This is a genomic window from Ancylobacter sonchi, assembly GCF_018390695.1.
In the GTDB taxonomy this organism is placed as follows: domain Bacteria; phylum Pseudomonadota; class Alphaproteobacteria; order Rhizobiales; family Xanthobacteraceae; genus Ancylobacter; species Ancylobacter sonchi.
The window spans coordinates 401,832-416,708 of sequence record NZ_JAHBGF010000036.1 but is presented as its reverse complement, the minus strand read 5'-3'; the positions used below and the strand labels follow the sequence as shown (position 1 = coordinate 416,708).

Annotated in this window: 13 protein-coding genes; 4 read left to right on the top strand and 9 right to left on the bottom strand. The window is 71.1% G+C overall.

What is annotated here, in order from left to right; genetic code table 11:
* Positions 1-25: 25 nt before the first annotated feature.
* The 7 genes from KHC28_RS22705 to KHC28_RS22675 form a co-directional block, all read right to left on the bottom strand.
* Positions 26-1,702: a complex I subunit 5 family protein gene (locus KHC28_RS22705; protein WP_214010624.1), complete on the bottom strand. Its 1,677-nt coding sequence runs from the start codon at positions 1,700-1,702 to the stop codon at positions 26-28.
* Positions 1,699-3,168 (bottom strand): complex I subunit 5 family protein, encoded by a 1,470-nt coding sequence (locus KHC28_RS22700; RefSeq protein ID WP_214010623.1) that lies wholly within the window; start codon positions 3,166-3,168, stop codon positions 1,699-1,701. Before KHC28_RS22700 ends, KHC28_RS22705 begins: the two co-directional genes overlap by 4 nt.
* Positions 3,165-3,452 carry an NADH-quinone oxidoreductase subunit K gene (locus tag KHC28_RS22695; RefSeq protein ID WP_214010622.1) on the bottom strand — a complete coding sequence of 96 codons (288 nt, stop codon included), beginning with the start codon at positions 3,450-3,452 and terminating at the stop codon, positions 3,165-3,167. Before KHC28_RS22695 ends, KHC28_RS22700 begins: the two co-directional genes overlap by 4 nt.
* Positions 3,449-4,384 (bottom strand): hydrogenase subunit MbhD domain-containing protein, encoded by a 936-nt coding sequence (locus tag KHC28_RS22690; RefSeq protein WP_214010621.1) that lies wholly within the window; start codon positions 4,382-4,384, stop codon positions 3,449-3,451. Before KHC28_RS22690 ends, KHC28_RS22695 begins: the two co-directional genes overlap by 4 nt.
* On the bottom strand, positions 4,377-4,664 hold the full coding sequence (locus KHC28_RS22685; RefSeq protein ID WP_214010620.1) for a monovalent cation/H(+) antiporter subunit G: 288 nt from the start codon (positions 4,662-4,664) through the stop codon (positions 4,377-4,379). Before KHC28_RS22685 ends, KHC28_RS22690 begins: the two co-directional genes overlap by 8 nt.
* Entirely contained in the window at positions 4,661-4,987 is a 327-nt protein-coding gene (locus KHC28_RS22680; RefSeq protein ID WP_214010619.1) for a monovalent cation/H+ antiporter complex subunit F, read from the bottom strand. Before KHC28_RS22680 ends, KHC28_RS22685 begins: the two co-directional genes overlap by 4 nt.
* A gap of 322 nt (positions 4,988-5,309) precedes the next feature.
* Positions 5,310-5,834, bottom strand: a complete 525-nt coding sequence (locus KHC28_RS22675) for a Na+/H+ antiporter subunit E (RefSeq protein ID WP_214010618.1) — start codon at positions 5,832-5,834, stop codon at positions 5,310-5,312.
* A gap of 602 nt (positions 5,835-6,436) precedes the next feature.
* Here KHC28_RS22675 and KHC28_RS22670 point away from each other — a divergent pair.
* The 3 genes from KHC28_RS22670 to KHC28_RS22660 all read left to right on the top strand — a co-directional run bounded on the left by KHC28_RS22670 (position 6,437) and on the right by KHC28_RS22660 (position 11,048).
* Positions 6,437-7,588, top strand: a complete 1,152-nt coding sequence (locus KHC28_RS22670; protein WP_246565108.1) for an efflux RND transporter periplasmic adaptor subunit — start codon at positions 6,437-6,439, stop codon at positions 7,586-7,588.
* The gene (locus tag KHC28_RS22665) at positions 7,588-10,635 is read left to right on the top strand and encodes an efflux RND transporter permease subunit (RefSeq protein ID WP_214010896.1); all 3,048 of its coding nucleotides are present in this window, start codon (positions 7,588-7,590) and stop codon (positions 10,633-10,635) included. The genes KHC28_RS22670 and KHC28_RS22665 overlap by 1 nt, the downstream gene beginning before the upstream one ends.
* A gap of 206 nt (positions 10,636-10,841) precedes the next feature.
* Positions 10,842-11,048 (top strand): YMGG-like glycine zipper-containing protein, encoded by a 207-nt coding sequence (locus KHC28_RS22660; protein ID WP_214010617.1) that lies wholly within the window; start codon positions 10,842-10,844, stop codon positions 11,046-11,048.
* Positions 11,049-11,130: 82 nt separating this feature from the next.
* Here KHC28_RS22660 and KHC28_RS22655 read toward each other — a convergent pair whose 3' ends face one another.
* Positions 11,131-12,594: an alpha/beta hydrolase gene (locus KHC28_RS22655; RefSeq protein ID WP_214010616.1), complete on the bottom strand. Its 1,464-nt coding sequence runs from the start codon at positions 12,592-12,594 to the stop codon at positions 11,131-11,133.
* Between the two features lie 53 nt (positions 12,595-12,647).
* The gene (locus KHC28_RS22650) at positions 12,648-13,673 is read right to left on the bottom strand and encodes an AI-2E family transporter (protein ID WP_214010615.1); all 1,026 of its coding nucleotides are present in this window, start codon (positions 13,671-13,673) and stop codon (positions 12,648-12,650) included.
* 196 nt (positions 13,674-13,869) lie between these two features.
* Between KHC28_RS22650 and fgd the strand changes: the two genes are divergently transcribed.
* Entirely contained in the window at positions 13,870-14,874 is a 1,005-nt protein-coding gene (gene fgd, locus KHC28_RS22645) for a glucose-6-phosphate dehydrogenase (coenzyme-F420) (RefSeq protein ID WP_214010614.1), read from the top strand.
* Positions 14,875-14,877 lie beyond the last annotated feature (3 nt).

The following is a 14,877-nucleotide window of genomic DNA, read 5'->3' as shown; positions in this document are numbered from 1 at the left end:
GGTGCTCAAGCACGGGCGGTATCCGTCAACCGCCGGGGATGTGGAATCCCGCCGATAGTTGCATCGCGGCACCAAGGCCGAGCAGCAGCAGGAGCAGCAGCGCGCCGGCGACCGGCCAGCGGCGCAGCGTTTCGTCGGCGCGCTCCAGCCGGTCGGCCAGGCGGAGCACCGCCGGCCATCCGCGCTCGGCGAGCACGATGAGGTCGCCCGGCGGGATCGCCGGCAGGCAGGGCGCGAAGCGGTGCAGCAGCACGGCCAGCGCGCCGCCGAGCAGCACCGGCCAGCAGGCCTTCCACAACGCCTGCGGGGCGAGGGCTGCCGCATAGCTGGCGCCGGTCGCGGGCAGCAGCAGCCCGACGACGAGGAAGGAGGCGGCGGCCATGGCGAGGAAGGGCAGCAGCAGCCCGGCCGGCGGCCGCTTTCCGGCATCGGCGGCGACAAGTCCGGCGAGGCGGCGCAGGAAATGCAGCATCAGCAGGGTGCTGCCGGTTGCCGAGAGGGTGACGGCGAGCGCGGCGGCGCCATCGCCGAACAGATCCTTCACCACATATTTGGCCAGCGCGCCGGAGGTGAAGGGCAGGCCCGCCAGTGACAGCGCCATCACCGCCATCACGGCGAAGACCGGCCCGGCACTGCGTCCGCCGGCCTTGCCGGTCACCCCGACACCGAGGAACAGAGCGCCCTTCACCAGCATGTGGTGCAGGGCATAGAAGGCGGCGAGCACCGGCGTCGCCCGGCTGCCGGAAGCGAGGCCGGCACCGGCGACGGCCGCAACCACGCCCATCTGGCTCACCGTCGAATAGGCGAGCACCACCTTGGGGTGCGGCTGGGTCAGGCCGATGGCGACGGCATAGAAGGCGGTGAACAGGCCGAGGCCGATCAGCGCCTCGCCCCAGCCTCCGAGGCCGCCGCCTTCGAGCCCTCCGCCGAAGGGAAGGAAGCGGATGAGGCCGATGACGCCGGCCTTGACGATGATGCCCGACAGCACGGCGGAGGCCGGCATCGGCGCCACCGGATGGGCGAGCGGCATCCAGACATGCAGCGGCACCAGCCCCATCTTCAGCCCGAAGCCGAGCACCAGCAGCACGAGGATGGCGTCGCGGAACGGCGACGCGGCGAGGTGGGCTACCGCCTCGGCGATGGCCGGGTTGCCGATGCCCGGCGCGCCGATGGCCAGCATGACGAAAGCCAGCAGCAGGAAGGCTTCCCCCAACAGCGCCAGCGCCATGTAGACGAGGCTGGCGCGTCCGGCCGCCGGTGTCGCTTCATGGGCGACGAGGCCGTAGGCGGCGAGGCTGGCGACGGTGAAGAACAGGTAGAAGCTGGTCATATCCGCCACCAGGCAGAGCCCGAGGCTGCCGGCCATGGTGAGCAGCCACCACACCGCGAAGGTGGTGCGTCGCGGCGAGGCGGCGAGATAATGCGCCGCATAGGCGCCGGCGGCGCACCACAGCAGGGCGCTGCCGCCGAGCAGCATGGCGCCGGGCTCGTCGAGCGCCAGCGTCAGGCGCAGGGGATCGGGCGCCAGCATCAGCGAGCCGCCGGGTGCCAGAAGGGCCGCCGCCAGCGCCGGCAGCGGGGCGGCGGGCAGCGCGGCGAGCAGGTGTCGGCGCATCGGCGGCCACAACGCCGCGACGGCGAGGAGGAGCGGCAGGGCGAAGCTCGCCGCCAGAAGGAGACCGTTCATGCTCGCGCCGTTCATGGCAGCGCCTCCAGCGCCTCGAGCGGCCGGCCGATCGCCAGCAGCGCGAAGGGGCGCAGCGGCACGAAACCGATCGCCAGCGCGCACAGTGCCAGCGCCAGCACGGCGCCCTGCCGGTAGAGCGCGACCGGCGCCACCGGCGGGTCGCCATCGGCCAGGGCATGGCCGAGCGCGCGGAACACATAGAAGGCGGCGAGGATACCGCCGGCGAGGATGACCGCCGCGATCCACCAGGCGCCGGCCTCGACGGCGGCGGTGAGCAGCAGCAGCTTGGCGATGAAGCCGCCGCTCGGCGGCAGGCCCATCAGCGACAGGCCGGCAATGGCGAAGGCGGCGAGCGTCACGGGCTGCCGGCGGGCGAGGCCACCCAGCTCCGCGACCCGGTCATGGCCGAGCGCCTCGTAGATCAGCCCGGCGGCAAGGAACATCGCCGCCTTGGCGAAGCCGTGCGAGGCGAGCTGGAGCAGGCCGCCGGTCCAGCCGATGTCCTGCCAGGGGGCCGGGCCGGGCATCAGCGGGAACATCAGGAACAGATAGCCGACCTGCGCCAGCGTCGAATAGGCGATCATCAGCTTAAGCCGTTGCTGGCGCAGCGCTATCACGCTGCATACCAGGATGGCGGCGGCGCCGAGCCCGGCCATGATCTGCTGCGGTGCGGCGGCCGGGAGCGGCAGCAGGTCCACCCAGAGCCTGAGGATGATGAGAAATGGCGCCTTCACCACCAGCGCCGACAGCATGGCGCTGGCCGGCGCCGGGGCGCCGGCATGGGCGGGGGGCAGCCAGAGATGCAGCGGGAACAACGCCGTCTTGGCCATCAGCCCCACCGTCATCAGCGCCAGGGCGGCGAGGGTGACGGTATCCGGCTGGGCGATCTCGCGCAGGCCGGCGAGGTCGAGCACCGCGTAGCGGCCATAGATCAGGCCGACGCCGAGCAGATAGAGGATCGAGCCGGCGAGGGCGAACAGCAGGTAGCGCAGCGCCGCGACGAGCGCGCCGCGCGTGCCGTCGAGGGCGACGAGCGCCACGGCGGCGAAGCTAAGCATCTCCAGCGCCACGAAAAAATTGAACAGGTCCTGCGCGGTGAAGGCGAGGTTGAGTGCCGACCACAGCGCCAGCAGCAGCGCCCAGAAGCTGAAGCGGCCGCGCGAGCTGGCGCCCTCCGACGGTGTCCAGGCGCAGACGGCCACGCCGGTCATGACGAGGGCGGTCAGCGTCATGAGGAAGACACCGACGCCGTCGGCGCGCAGGGTCAGCCCCAGTGGCGGCAGCCAGCCGCCAAGGGCGTAGACGAGCGGCGCCTGGCTCGTCATGACCTGGTAAGTCATTGACAATGAAAGATATAATGAGAGGCCGACAAAGGGGGCGGCCACCCGTTCCGGTCGTATCCACCGCTCGCAGAGGAGGAGGGCGCACAGGCCGAGGACCGGCGTCAGCACCGCCCAGACCGGCAGGAGGCTGACCATCATGGCTCCTCCTCCGGCCCGGACAGCCGCGCCAGCAGCGTGGCGGCCAGCGCCGTGGCGGCGAAGGCGACGACAATGCCAGTGATCACAATGGCTTGCGGGACGGGATCGCCTGCCAGCCCGGCCGCCGCTGCCCGTCGCGCCACCACGCCGAAGACCAGGAACACGCCGGCACCGACAAGGTTGAAGGCCAGCAGCTTGCGCAGGGCAGTGGGGTGGACGATCAGGCCGAAAAGACCGATTCCGACCAGCGCGGCGCCGGCGAGGCCGAACAGGGTGGCGCTCATCGGCCGGTCTCCCTCTCCGGCGGCCCGGCGACCAGCAGGACCAGCGCGACGACGATCGAGACGGCGAGCGCCAGCTCGACGGCGATGATCATCGGCTTGGCCACCGGTTCGGGCCAGGCGAGGAAGCTGCCGGCGGCGGCGATGCCGATGGCGCCGGCGGCGATGAAGGCGAGCGGGCCGATGGCGAGGGCGCGGCCGGTCCACCGCCCGCCGCTGCTCGGTGCCGGCGCCAGCCCGGCCATGATGGCGAGCAGCCACAGGGCGGCGAGGAGGGTGCTCGCCTGGAACTTGCCGCCCGGCGCATCGGCGCCGACCCAGAACAGGTAGGCGGCGAAGACGAGCCCGGCCGGGATGAGCAGGCGGGCGAGGAAGACGAGGGCGGGCGAGGGCCCGCCTTCCGGCCACGGCACCGGCCGGCCGCCCCAGCCCCGATCCGTGCCCAGCGCGCGCAGGCCGACCACGGCGATCAGCAGCACGACGATTTCCAGCAGCGTGTCGAGGGCGCGATAGGCGATGAGCACGGCGGCGACCGGGTTGCCGATGCCGAGCGTCGGCAGCGGCTCGACGGTCGCGGCGGCGAGGCTCGGCGCCGGCTCCGGCAGGGCGAGCAGCAGGGCGCCGAGCGCCAGGGTGACGAGGGCGGCGAGGAGGCCGGCGGCGATCTTCAGGCGCGGGCCCGCCGGTTCGCCGAGCGACACCGGATGGCGCATGCGCCCGTTCAGCCGCAGCAGCAACAGCCCGGTGGCGCCGCCGCCGATGGCCGCCTCGGTGAGGGCGACGTCGACGGCATCGAGCGCCACCCAGGCGAGGGCGAGAAACAGGCCGAAGGCGAAGAAGCCGAACAGCGCGGCGCGGGTCGACGCCGTGGCGACGATGAACAGCGCGCCGGCGAGCAGCGGCAGGGCGAGCGTGAGCGCCAGCAGCTCAGTCATCGGCGGCCTCCGCGCGGTGGAGGCGGGCCAGCATCTGGCCGGCGGCGGTGCTGCCGGCGAGCACCAGCAGCCAGACCAGCAGCAGCTTCAGCGCCATCCAGATGCTGCCGGCCTGCGGGACCAGACCGAGCGCGATCAGCCCGAGGCCAAGCGAATCCGCCTTGGTGAGCGCGTGCAGGCGCGACAGCGGATCGGGAAAGCGCAGCAGCCCCACCGTGCCGGCAAGGAAGAACACCGCGCCGGTGCTTACCAGCACGATGGTGAGGAGATCGGCGATCATCGCTTGCCCCCCGGCGCGGGCGGGGCGGCCGGGCGGCCGGGCGTTGCGCTCGCCGGGATGTCTCCCCGGCCGTTCCGGCGGCCTTTCCGGCTCATGGCGGCGGTGCCGAGCGCCGCCAGCACGGCGAGGGTGAGGGCGACATCGACCAGCGCCGGGCTGGCCTCGCTTGTTGCCAGCAGCAGGCAGACGGCGGCGCCGGCGGTGCCGGCGAGCTGCACCGCCATCATGCGGTCGACGGCGGCCGGCCCGCGCAGCAGCCGGAGCAGGCCGAGCCCGGCAGTGGCGACGACGAAGGCGGCGGCAGCGATGAGGAAAGCGCTCATGCTGCCGCTCCGAGGGCCGGGAAGATGGTTGTCCGGCGCCGGCCCGGCGCGCCCGTGCATCGCGCCGGCGGTGTCCGGAGCCCGGGCGTACCCGAAAGCGGGAGGCGCCGACATTCTGCAGCGGCCGGTCCGCGCAGCAACCGGAGCAGGCCGAGCCCGGCGGTGGCGGTGACGAAGGCGGCAGCGATGCTGAGAAGCGCGATCCTGCCGATCCCCCGGCGGGATCGAATGTCGGCGCGGCGCTCCCGGCTGTCATGGTCGTGCGCTGGTTGGCCAAGCGGGGGGCGTTGGGGGCGGCGGTCGCGGGCCGAGGGCGCACCGTTCAAGATGTCGCCTCCGACCGCAGTGCGCGACACCAGCGCGTCTCGTCCTCGGCAAGGGTGGCGGCGATGGGAGCCTCGGTGTCGAGGCAATGCACCAGCCAGCCGTCGCCATCCTCGGCCTCGAAGGGTAGGGCGCCGGGTTGCAGCCCCATCGCGGCGCGGAAGCCGTCGCGCGCCGGGCCGGGCGGCAGAGCGGGGCGGTAGCGGACCAGGCCGGGCGCCAGCGGCAGCGACGGCGAAAAGGCGCGGCGGGCCACGTCGACGCCGCCGGCCACGGTGGTGGCGGCCAGCCGGAGACCGAGGCGCAGGAGGAGCACCAGATCCGGCCACCTGTCGCCGGGCGGCAGCAGGCGCAGGCTGACCCCTGCGGCGCCGCCGGCGGCGAGCAGGCCGACCGGCAGCTTCGCGACATCGGCGTCGGTCAGTATCAGCCAGAGCAGCAGGAAGCCGGCCGTCCGCACCGCGAAGGGAAGGGCGCCCCCATATCGGTGGCGGCTCCGGTCGGGAGAAGGATGACGCGTCACCGGCCGACGCTCCACGCCTTGCCGGGCACGTATGGCGTGCCGCGGGTGAGAGGGGCGGAGCTGGAGCGCCGTGTGCCACACGCCGGACGGGATTCAGGACTCGCGATGAGGCTGCGCGATCGGCTCTGCATGGTGCGCACGCGTCGCCGGGTGCCGGGCACGTCCCACGTTCCGCCGCCGGGGCGGCCGAAGCCCGAACGTTCTGCCTCGTCGGCGGGGCGGGAGGTCCGCGTCGTGACCAGACGGCACGGGACGCCGGGCCTGATGCTTGCGGCGTGCCGTTCGCCGCACACGCGCCACACCCACCCGAAAAAGCTCCCACATCCGGGATGCCGCGTGCCGCCGGCCGGACGGGAAGTCGCTTCCGCGACGGGGCGGCGCAGGCGGCTGTGCATGTTGCCTCCCCCAGAAGCGTATGGCCGTCACATCATCATGATGCACTTGATGGTGCAACTGCGAACGGCTTATGGCTTATGGTGCTGATCTACCATAGGGTTTTTCCCGGTATAGGCCCGCGCTGCAAAAGCGTGCACCATCCCGCCGCGCCGGCCCCAGCGGTCCGCGCTTCGAATCAGCCGTGCGTCCAAGAGGAACCGAGCATCATGTCGAACCGCACTTCCGGCCGGATATCCTGCCGCGTGCCCTCCCGCATTTCCTGGCCCGGCATGAGCCTCGCACTTGCCCTGGCGCTGGCGACGGCGGCCTGCTCGCAGGAGGAGGCGGCGGCGCCGCCGCAGGTGCGCCCGGTGCGGGTGGTGACGGTCACGGAAGCGCCGGCGAGCCAGTCGGTGTCGATCTCCGGCACCGTCCAGGCGCAGGACGAGGCCTCGCTGGCGTTCCGCATCGGCGGGCGGATGATCGAGCGGCTGGTCAATGTCGGCGACCAGGTGAAGGCCGGGCAGACGGTCGCGCGGCTCGACCCGCAGAACGCGCTCAACACGCTGCGCTCGGCGCAGGCCGGGCTGACGGCGGCGGAAGGCCGGCTGGTGCAGGCCTCCAACCATTTCGACCGGCAGGAACGGCTGCTGCAGAACGGCTTCACCACCCGCGCCATCTATGACGAGGCGCGGCAGGGCCGCCTCGCCGCGCAGGCGCAGGTCGACGACGCGCAGGCGCAGCTGAAGATCGCCGAGGACAATGTCGGCTACACCGAACTGAAGGCGGACGCCTCCGGCGTGGTGACCGCGCGCGGCGCCGAGCCGGGCGAGGTGGTGCAGGCCGGGCAGATGATCGTCCAGCTGGCCCGGCAGGGCGGGCGCGACGCGGTGTTCGACGTCTCCGCGCAGATCCTGCGGCAGGTGCCGGCCGAGCCGGTGATCGCCGTCGCGCTCTCCGACAATCCGGCGGTGACGGCGACCGGCCGGGTGCGCGAGGTGGCGCCGCAGGCCGATCCGGTGACGCGCACCTTCCGGGTGCGGGTCGGGCTCGACAATCCGCCTGAGGCGATGCGCCTCGGCTCCAGCGTGACCGGCCGCGTCGAGATCGAGAGCGGCGCGGGCATGGAGGTGCCGGCCTCGGCGCTGACCGCCGCCAACAACCAGCCGGCGGTATGGGTGGTCGATCCCTCCACCGCCACGGTGGCGCTGCGCAATGTCGAGGTGGCGCGGTTCAACCCGGCGACGGTGACCATTGGCTCCGGCCTCGCGGTCGGCGACGTCGTGGTCACCGCCGGCGTGCAGGCGCTGTATCCGGGCCAGAAGGTCCGGCTGCTCGGCGCCGCGTCGGCGTCCGCCTCGGGGGCTTCGGGTTCGTGATGCGGTTCAATCTGTCGGAATGGGCGATCCGCGAGCGCTCGCTGGTCGTGTTCTTCATGCTGGTGGTGATCGTCGCCGGCATCGGCTCCTATTTCCGCCTCGGGCGGGCGGAGGATCCCACCTTCGTCATCAAGACCATGGTGGTGCAGGCGGGCTGGCCGGGCGCCTCCACCGAGGACATGCTGAAGCAGGTGACCGAGCGGCTGGAGCGCACGCTGCAGGAGACGCCGCATCTCGACCGGCTGCGCTCCTATACGCGGCCCGGAGTCACCACCATCTTCGTCGACCTCGAGGGGGCGACGACGGCGGCGCAGGTGCCGGACGTCTGGTACCATGTGCGCAAGAGCGTCGCCGACATGCGCGGCTCGCTGCCGCAGGGCGTGATCGGGCCGGGCTTCAATGACGAGTTCGGCGACACGTTCGGGCTGATCTACGGCTTCACCGCCGACGGCTTCACCCATCGCGAGCTGCGCGACTATGTCGAGGAGGTGCGCTCCAAGCTCCTGCAGGTGCCGGACGTCTCCAAGATCGACATCCTCGGCGCGCAGGACGAGCGCATCTTCGTCGAGTTCTCGATGGAGGAACTCGCCAATCTCGGCATCAACCGGCAGGCGCTGGTGGCGGCGCTGCGCGCCCAGAACGTCGTGCAGCCCTCCGGCACCATCCAGACCGGCGACGAGACGCTGGCCCTGCAGGTGTCCGGCGCCTTCGACAGCGAGCGCGACATCGCCAACATCAACTTCGCCGTCGACGGCCGCATGCTGCGGCTCTCCGACATCGCCACGGTGCGGCGCGGCTATGCCGAGCCGCCGCAGCCGATGTTCCGCGTCAATGGCGAGCCGGCCATCGGCCTCGCCATCGCCATGCGCGACGGCGGCGACATCCTGCGGCTCGGCGCCAACATCAAGACCGCGATCACCGACATCACCGGCGACCTGCCGGTCGGCGTCAATGTCAGCCTGGTCGCCGACCAGGCGGTGACGGTGCAGCACGCCATCGCCGAGTTCATGGAATCGCTGTGGCAGGCGATCGCCATCATCTTGGTGGTGAGCTTCATCGCGCTCGGCGTGCGGCCGGGACTCGTGGTGGCGCTGTCGATCCCGCTGACGCTGGCGGCGGTGTTCTCCGTCATGGAGCTCACCGGCATCGACATGCAGCGCATCTCGCTCGGCGCGCTGATCATCGCCCTCGCCCTGATGGTCGACGACGCGATGACCACGACGGATGCCACCATCAACCGGCTCGCCATCGGCGAGAAGCCGGCGGTGGCGGCGACCTATGCCTTCAAGACCTACGCCTTCGCCATGCTGGCCGGCACGCTGGTGACCATCGCCGGCTTCGTGCCGATCGGCTTCGCCGCCTCCTCGGCCGGCGAGTACACCTTCTCGCTGTTCGCGGTGGTGTCGATCGCGCTCATCGTGTCGTGGCTGGTGGCGGTGCTGTTCGCGCCGCTGATCGGCATGGCGCTGCTGAAGCCGCCGAAGAACGCCGCCGGAGGCGAGCCGGGGCGGGTGATGAAGCTCTATCGCGGCTTCCTCTCGGCGGCGCTGGCGGCGCGCTGGGTGACGCTCGGCGTGACGGTGGCGCTGTTCGTGGTGGCGGTGCTGCTGCTGCCGCTGATCCCCAGCCAGTTCTTCCCGTCCTCCGACCGGCCGGAACTGCTGGTCGACATGACCCTGCAGCAGAACGCCTCCATCCACGCCACCGAGACCGCCATGGAGCGGCTCGACGCGGCGCTGAAGACCGATCCCGACGTGGAGCGCTGGAGCGGCTATGTCGGGCAGGGCGCCATCCGGTTCTACCTGCCGCTCAACGCCCAGCTGCCCAACGACTTCTTCGGCCAGGCGGTGGTGGTGGCCAAGGACACGCCGGCGCGCATCCGCCTGCAGGCGAAGCTGGAGAAGCTGCTGGCCGAGCAGTTCCCCGGCGTGGTGGCCCGCGTCTCGCCGCTGGAGCTCGGCCCGCCGGTCGGCTGGCCGGTGCAGTACCGCGTGCTCGGACCCGACCTCGCGCAGGTGCGCGACATCGCCTTCAAGCTGGCGCAGGTGGTGGCTTCCAACCCGCAGGCGGTGCAGGTCAACTACGACTGGATCGAGCCGTCCCGCGAGGTGCGGATCACCGTCGACCAGGACGAGGCGCGCCGGCTCGGGCTTTCCACCGAGACCATCGCCAGCGTGCTGAACACGGTGATCTCCGGCGCGCCGGTGACGCAGCTGCGCGACGATATCTACCTCGTCAACGTGGTGCTGCGCGCCACCGACGAGCAGCGGCTGTCGCTCGACAGTCTGCGCACGCTGCAGATGCCGATCCCCGGCGGGCGCACCGTGCCGCTGTCGCAGTTCGCCACCTTCGACTACGCCCAGTCCTACCCGCTGGTGTGGCGGCGCGACCGGGTGCCGAGCCTGACCGTGCAGGCCGACGTGGCGCCGGGCACGCTGCCCGACGAGGTGGTGGGCGCGCTCGCCCCCAAGATCGCGTCGCTGAACGCCGAGCTGCCGCGCGGCTACCGCATCGAGACCGGCGGCACCGTGGAGGAGAGCGCCAAGTCGCAGGCCTCGGTGGTGGCGGTGGTGCCGCTGATGCTGTTCATCATGCTCACCGTGCTGATGTTCCAGCTGCGGCGCTTCTCGCTGATGTTCATCGTGCTGTCGGTGGCGCCGCTGGGGCTGATCGGCGTGGTGGCGGCGCTGCTGCTGTCCAACCGGCCGCTCGGCTTCGTCGCCATTCTCGGCGTGCTCGCCCTGCTCGGCATGATCATCAAGAACGCGGTGATCCTGATCGGCCAGATCGAGGCCGAGCGGGCGGCCGGCAAGAAGGTGCGCGAGGCGGTGCTGGATGCCTCCAGCGCCCGCTTCCGGCCGATCATGCTCACCGCGGTGTCGACGGTGCTCGGCATGATCCCGATCGCGCCGACGGTGTTCTGGGGACCGATGGCGTTCGCCATCATGGGCGGCCTCTTGGTCGCCACCGTGCTGACGCTGATCTTCCTGCCGGCGCTCTATGTGGCGGTGATGCGGGACAAGCCGGCGGACGCCGCCGCTTCCTAGCGCCTGTCGAAACTCGGGCGTTTCCTTATCGATCAGGTGTCCTGCCTGATCGATAAGGGCTCTAGGGGAAGCCGCCGGGCGGAACGCGCCGTCGCGACGGGGGATGCCGCGTCGCGACGGCGCCGGATTCTTCGGGAATGCGCCTATTGTTGGCTGAATCGGCCAGAGGTATGAAGGTGTTGTCGATTCACCCTGGGGGACCCTTCATGATCCGCGTTGCCGCCATTTCTCTCGTCGCTCTTTCGCTCGCCGCCTGCACCACCACCGAGAAGCGGGCCGGTACCGGCGCCCTGATCGGCGGCGGCGCCGGCGCTGTCATCGGCGGCATCGCCGGCGGCGGCACGGGCGCGGCGGTGGGCGCGGCCATCGGCGCCGGCACCGGCGCGGTGATCGGCGCGGCGACCGCGAACTGACCGATCCTTCCGGATTCACATGCAAACGGCCGCGCCTCATGAGAGGCGCGGCCGTTTTGTTTCCGCCGTCTGCCGTCGAGGCTCAGCGGCGCGGCTGGGCGATCAGGCCTTCGACGCGCTCGGCGATATAGGGAAAGAACGGGTTCGACGACATGCGGGTCAGCGCGTCGACGCTGACGATCAGCGCTCCACGCTCGCCGCGCACCGCCATCGCCCCGAGATGCAGGCCGAAATCCTCGGTGCCGTCCGGCTGTGCGCCATAGAGATTGTCGCTGTCCGGGAAGGGCAGGGCGACATGGGAGAGCGAGAACACGTCCAGCGGATAGAACAGGCCGAGCGGGCGCTCGGTGCTCGTGGTGGCGCCGGCCGGGGTGGTGCGCTCCAGCACTTCGCCGGTGTCCGGGCTGACATTGGTGATCATCGACAGCGCGAAACGGCGCGGCGGCGGCGGCACCTGCCGGCCGAGCGCGGCCGCCGAGGTCCAGCCGCGCAGCAGCGGGCCGAGCTTGGTGTTGCGGTTGAGATCGAACAGCACCAGCTCGCTGCCATTGTCCGGCAGCAGGCCGTAGAAGGCGGTGACCACCGCGCGGGTGGAGACGGTGAAGTCCAGCGCCGACTGGAAGGTGAGTGCCGGCGGCAGGTCCTTCAGCCCGCCCGCCCGCGCCCGGCGGGCGATGGAATCCTGCAGCGCCGCGGTGAGCAGGTAGGACTGGCGGGCGCCGTTCACCGGGAAGGAGTTGTACTTGAACGGGTTGAACTCCGGCAGGATGGAGAGCCACGCCGCCTTGGCGAAGCGCGGCAGGAAGGCCGGCAGCCCGGCGAGGCCGGCGAAACGGGCGAAGCGGGTGATGCCGATCATCGGCGACAGCAGCACCAGCCGGTCCGGCCGGGCCTGCGCCGGGTCGTCCAGCGCATCGAGCGCATATTTCAGCGCCAGCGCGCCGCCATTGGAGAAGCCGACCAGATGCAGCGGCTGGGTGGGTGCGAGGCGGTGGGCCTCGCGCACCGCGAGGCGGGTGGCGGCGAGCCAGTCCTCCCAGCTCGCCTCGGCGAGGCCGGCCGGCACGGTGCCGTGGCCGGGCATGCGGATGGCGACCACCGCCCAGCCGGCCTCGGCATAGAGCCGGGCGACGTGGCGCAGGCTGTAGGGCGAATCGGTGAGGCCGTGCAGCAGCACCACCGCGCCCTTGGCCTCGCCCTGGGGCACGATCTCGTAGGAGCGGTTGAAGTCGCGGGTGAGGCGCGGCGGGTAGACGACGCTGCCGGAGAAATAGCGGTTGGAGGGGATGCGCTGCTCCTCGGGCAGCGTCTGCACGACGTTCTCCCACACCTCGTCGAAGGCGCTGTTCTCGGCGGCGAGGAAGCCGCCCCAGTCGGTGCGGTCCATCTCCGCGACCGAGAGCTCGCGCGGCGCATAGGTGTGCCAGGGCTCCAGCGGCGCGCCCGACTGGGAGAACCAGATGCGGGTGGCGAGGAAGGTCGCCAGCATCAGCACCAGCGTGACGCAGAGCCAAAGGGTGAGGCGCTTGAGGCGGCGAATGGCCATGCGAGGCCCTTTCCTTCGATGTCGGACGGCGTCGGGGTATCAGGCTTCGGGCGTCACGCCTCCGGCGCGCGGCCGGAGAGCAGCCGGGCGACCCAGCGGGCGGAGGTGGTGTGGGCGCAGAAGGTGAGGGCGGCGATGGTCAGCGGCACGCCGATGAAGGCGCCGGCGAGGCCCCAGAGGAAGGCGAAGAAGAACACCGCCAGCAGCACCAGGAAGGGCGACATGGCGAGCGCCTTGCCGGCGATGCGCGGCTCGACATAGGAGCCGAGGATGAACTGGATGACGTTCATGCCGGCGAACACCGCCACCGCCATCTGCCAGCTCTCGAACTGCGCGACGGCGAACAGGGTGGGCAGCAGCGTCGCCACCAGCGGGCCGATGAACGGAATGTAGTTGAGCGCGAAGGCGATCACGCCCCAGGCGAAGGCGAGGTCGAGCCCGGCGAAGGCGGCGAAGGCCCAGACCGCGAAGCCGGTGGCGACGCTCATCGCCGTGCGCACCGCCATGTAGCGGCGGAACTTCTCGGCGATGTCGGCGGCAGCGGCGAGCAGGATACGGCCGGGCTCGCCCGCCTCGCCGGCGGCGAGCTTGCGCCGGACGACATCCACCTCCAGGAGGCCGAGCAGCACGAAGATGAAGGTGACGACGGCGAAGCCGACCATGCCGTTGAGCCGCGCCGCCACGCCCTGGAAGAAGCGGATCAGCCAGGAGACGTTGAAGGTCTCCATGAAGGTGCCGGCGGCGTAGAGGCCGTGGCCGTCCAGCCATTCGGCGCCGGAGAGGTAGAGGGTCTGGAAGCGGTTGGCGTTGGCGATCAGCCACTGCGCCGCCCGGCCGAAGCCCCACACCGTCATCGAGGTCAAAGCCAGGATGACGACGAGGCTCACCGCCAGGCTGATGAACAGCGCCGCGAGCTGCGGCAGCCGCGTGGCAAGCGCCTTCTGCAGCGGCCAGACCAGCGCGATGAAGAACAGCGCGAAGGCGACCGGCGCGACGATGGAGGCGGCGAGATAGGCCGCGGCGCATAGAAGGATCCCGGCAATGATGCCGAGAAGGATGAGAATACCGCGCCCGTTCATGTCCCACTCGCCAAAAGCTGCCCCATGCCGGATAAAGCCTCGCCCGGCCGGCGACAAGGGCGTTGCGATTCCGGCGTCACGGCCCTTCCGCTGCGTCGAATTGCGGAAAAATCAGCCTATTGTGATTGCATGATTATTTGTAATAATGTGCTGGACAATAGGAACATTCGAATTGCCGGCCAGAGGGAGTGGTAAGGTGCTGAAGTTCGGCTACAAGGCCTCCGCGGAGCAGTTCGACGCGCGCCAGCTCGTCGATTTCTCGGTGCTCGCGGAACGGAAGGGATTCGATTCCGTCTTCATCAGCGACCATTTCCAGCCCTGGCGCCATACCGGCGGCCATGCGCCGGCCGCCATCGCCTTTCTCGGCGCGCTCGGCTCGGCGACCTCGCGGATCACCATGGGCACCAGCGTGCTCACCCCGACCTTCCGGCATCACCCCTCTATGGTGGCGCAGGCCTTCGGCACGCTCGGCCAGCTGTTCCCCGGCCGGGTGGTCCTCGGCGTCGGCTCCGGCGAGGGGCTGAACGAGGTGCCGGCTACCGGCGCGCCCTGGCCGGAGCTGAAGGAGCGTTTCGCCCGGCTGCGCGAGGCGGTGCGTCTCATCCGCACGCTGTGGACCGAGGACCGGGTGAGCTTCGAGGGCGAGTTCTACCGCACCGAGAACGCGACGATCTACGACAGGCCGGCCGAGCCGGTGCCGATCTACATCGCCGGCGCCGGGCCGCAGGTGGCGAAGTTCGCCGGCCGGGCGGGCGACGGCTTCATCTGCACCTCCGGCAAGAAGTGGGAACTCTACACCGAGACGCTGCTGCCCAACGTCGCGGCCGGGCTGGAAGCTTCCGACGCGCCGGCCCGGCCCTATGAGCGGCTGATCGAGATGAAGGTCTCGTTCGACACCGACCGGGCGCGGGCCATGGCCGATACGAGGCACTGGGCGGCGCTGGCGCTCTCCCCGGAGGAGAAGCACTCGGTGGAGGATCCGCTGGAGATGGAGAAGCTCGCCGACGCGCTGCCGATCGAGCGGGCGGCGTCGCGCTGGATCGTCTCCACCGATCCGGACGAGCATGTCGAGAAGATCGCCGGCTATGTCGCGCTCGGCTTCGACCATCTGGTGTTCCATGCGCCGGGCGAGGACCAGCCGCGCTTCCTCGAACTTTATGCCGAGCAGGTGCTGCCGCGCCTGCGCGCCCGCTTCGGCTGAGCC

Coding starts and splice junctions, on each gene's coding strand:
- KHC28_RS22705 (WP_214010624.1), bottom strand. CDS start 1,702: ATGAACGGCGCGAGCATGAACGGTCTCCTTCTGGCGGCGAGCTTCGCC.
- KHC28_RS22700 (WP_214010623.1), bottom strand. CDS start 3,168: ATGATGGTCAGCCTCCTGCCGGTCTGGGCGGTGCTGACGCCGGTCCTC.
- KHC28_RS22695 (WP_214010622.1), bottom strand. CDS start 3,452: ATGAGCGCCACCCTGTTCGGCCTCGCCGGCGCCGCGCTGGTCGGAATC.
- KHC28_RS22690 (WP_214010621.1), bottom strand. CDS start 4,384: ATGACTGAGCTGCTGGCGCTCACGCTCGCCCTGCCGCTGCTCGCCGGC.
- KHC28_RS22685 (WP_214010620.1), bottom strand. CDS start 4,664: ATGATCGCCGATCTCCTCACCATCGTGCTGGTAAGCACCGGCGCGGTG.
- KHC28_RS22680 (WP_214010619.1), bottom strand. CDS start 4,987: ATGAGCGCTTTCCTCATCGCTGCCGCCGCCTTCGTCGTCGCCACTGCC.
- KHC28_RS22670 (WP_246565108.1), top strand. CDS start 6,437: ATGTCGAACCGCACTTCCGGCCGGATATCCTGCCGCGTGCCCTCCCGC.
- KHC28_RS22665 (WP_214010896.1), top strand. CDS start 7,588: ATGCGGTTCAATCTGTCGGAATGGGCGATCCGCGAGCGCTCGCTGGTC.
- KHC28_RS22660 (WP_214010617.1), top strand. CDS start 10,842: ATGATCCGCGTTGCCGCCATTTCTCTCGTCGCTCTTTCGCTCGCCGCC.
- KHC28_RS22655 (WP_214010616.1), bottom strand. CDS start 12,594: ATGGCCATTCGCCGCCTCAAGCGCCTCACCCTTTGGCTCTGCGTCACG.
- KHC28_RS22650 (WP_214010615.1), bottom strand. CDS start 13,673: ATGAACGGGCGCGGTATTCTCATCCTTCTCGGCATCATTGCCGGGATC.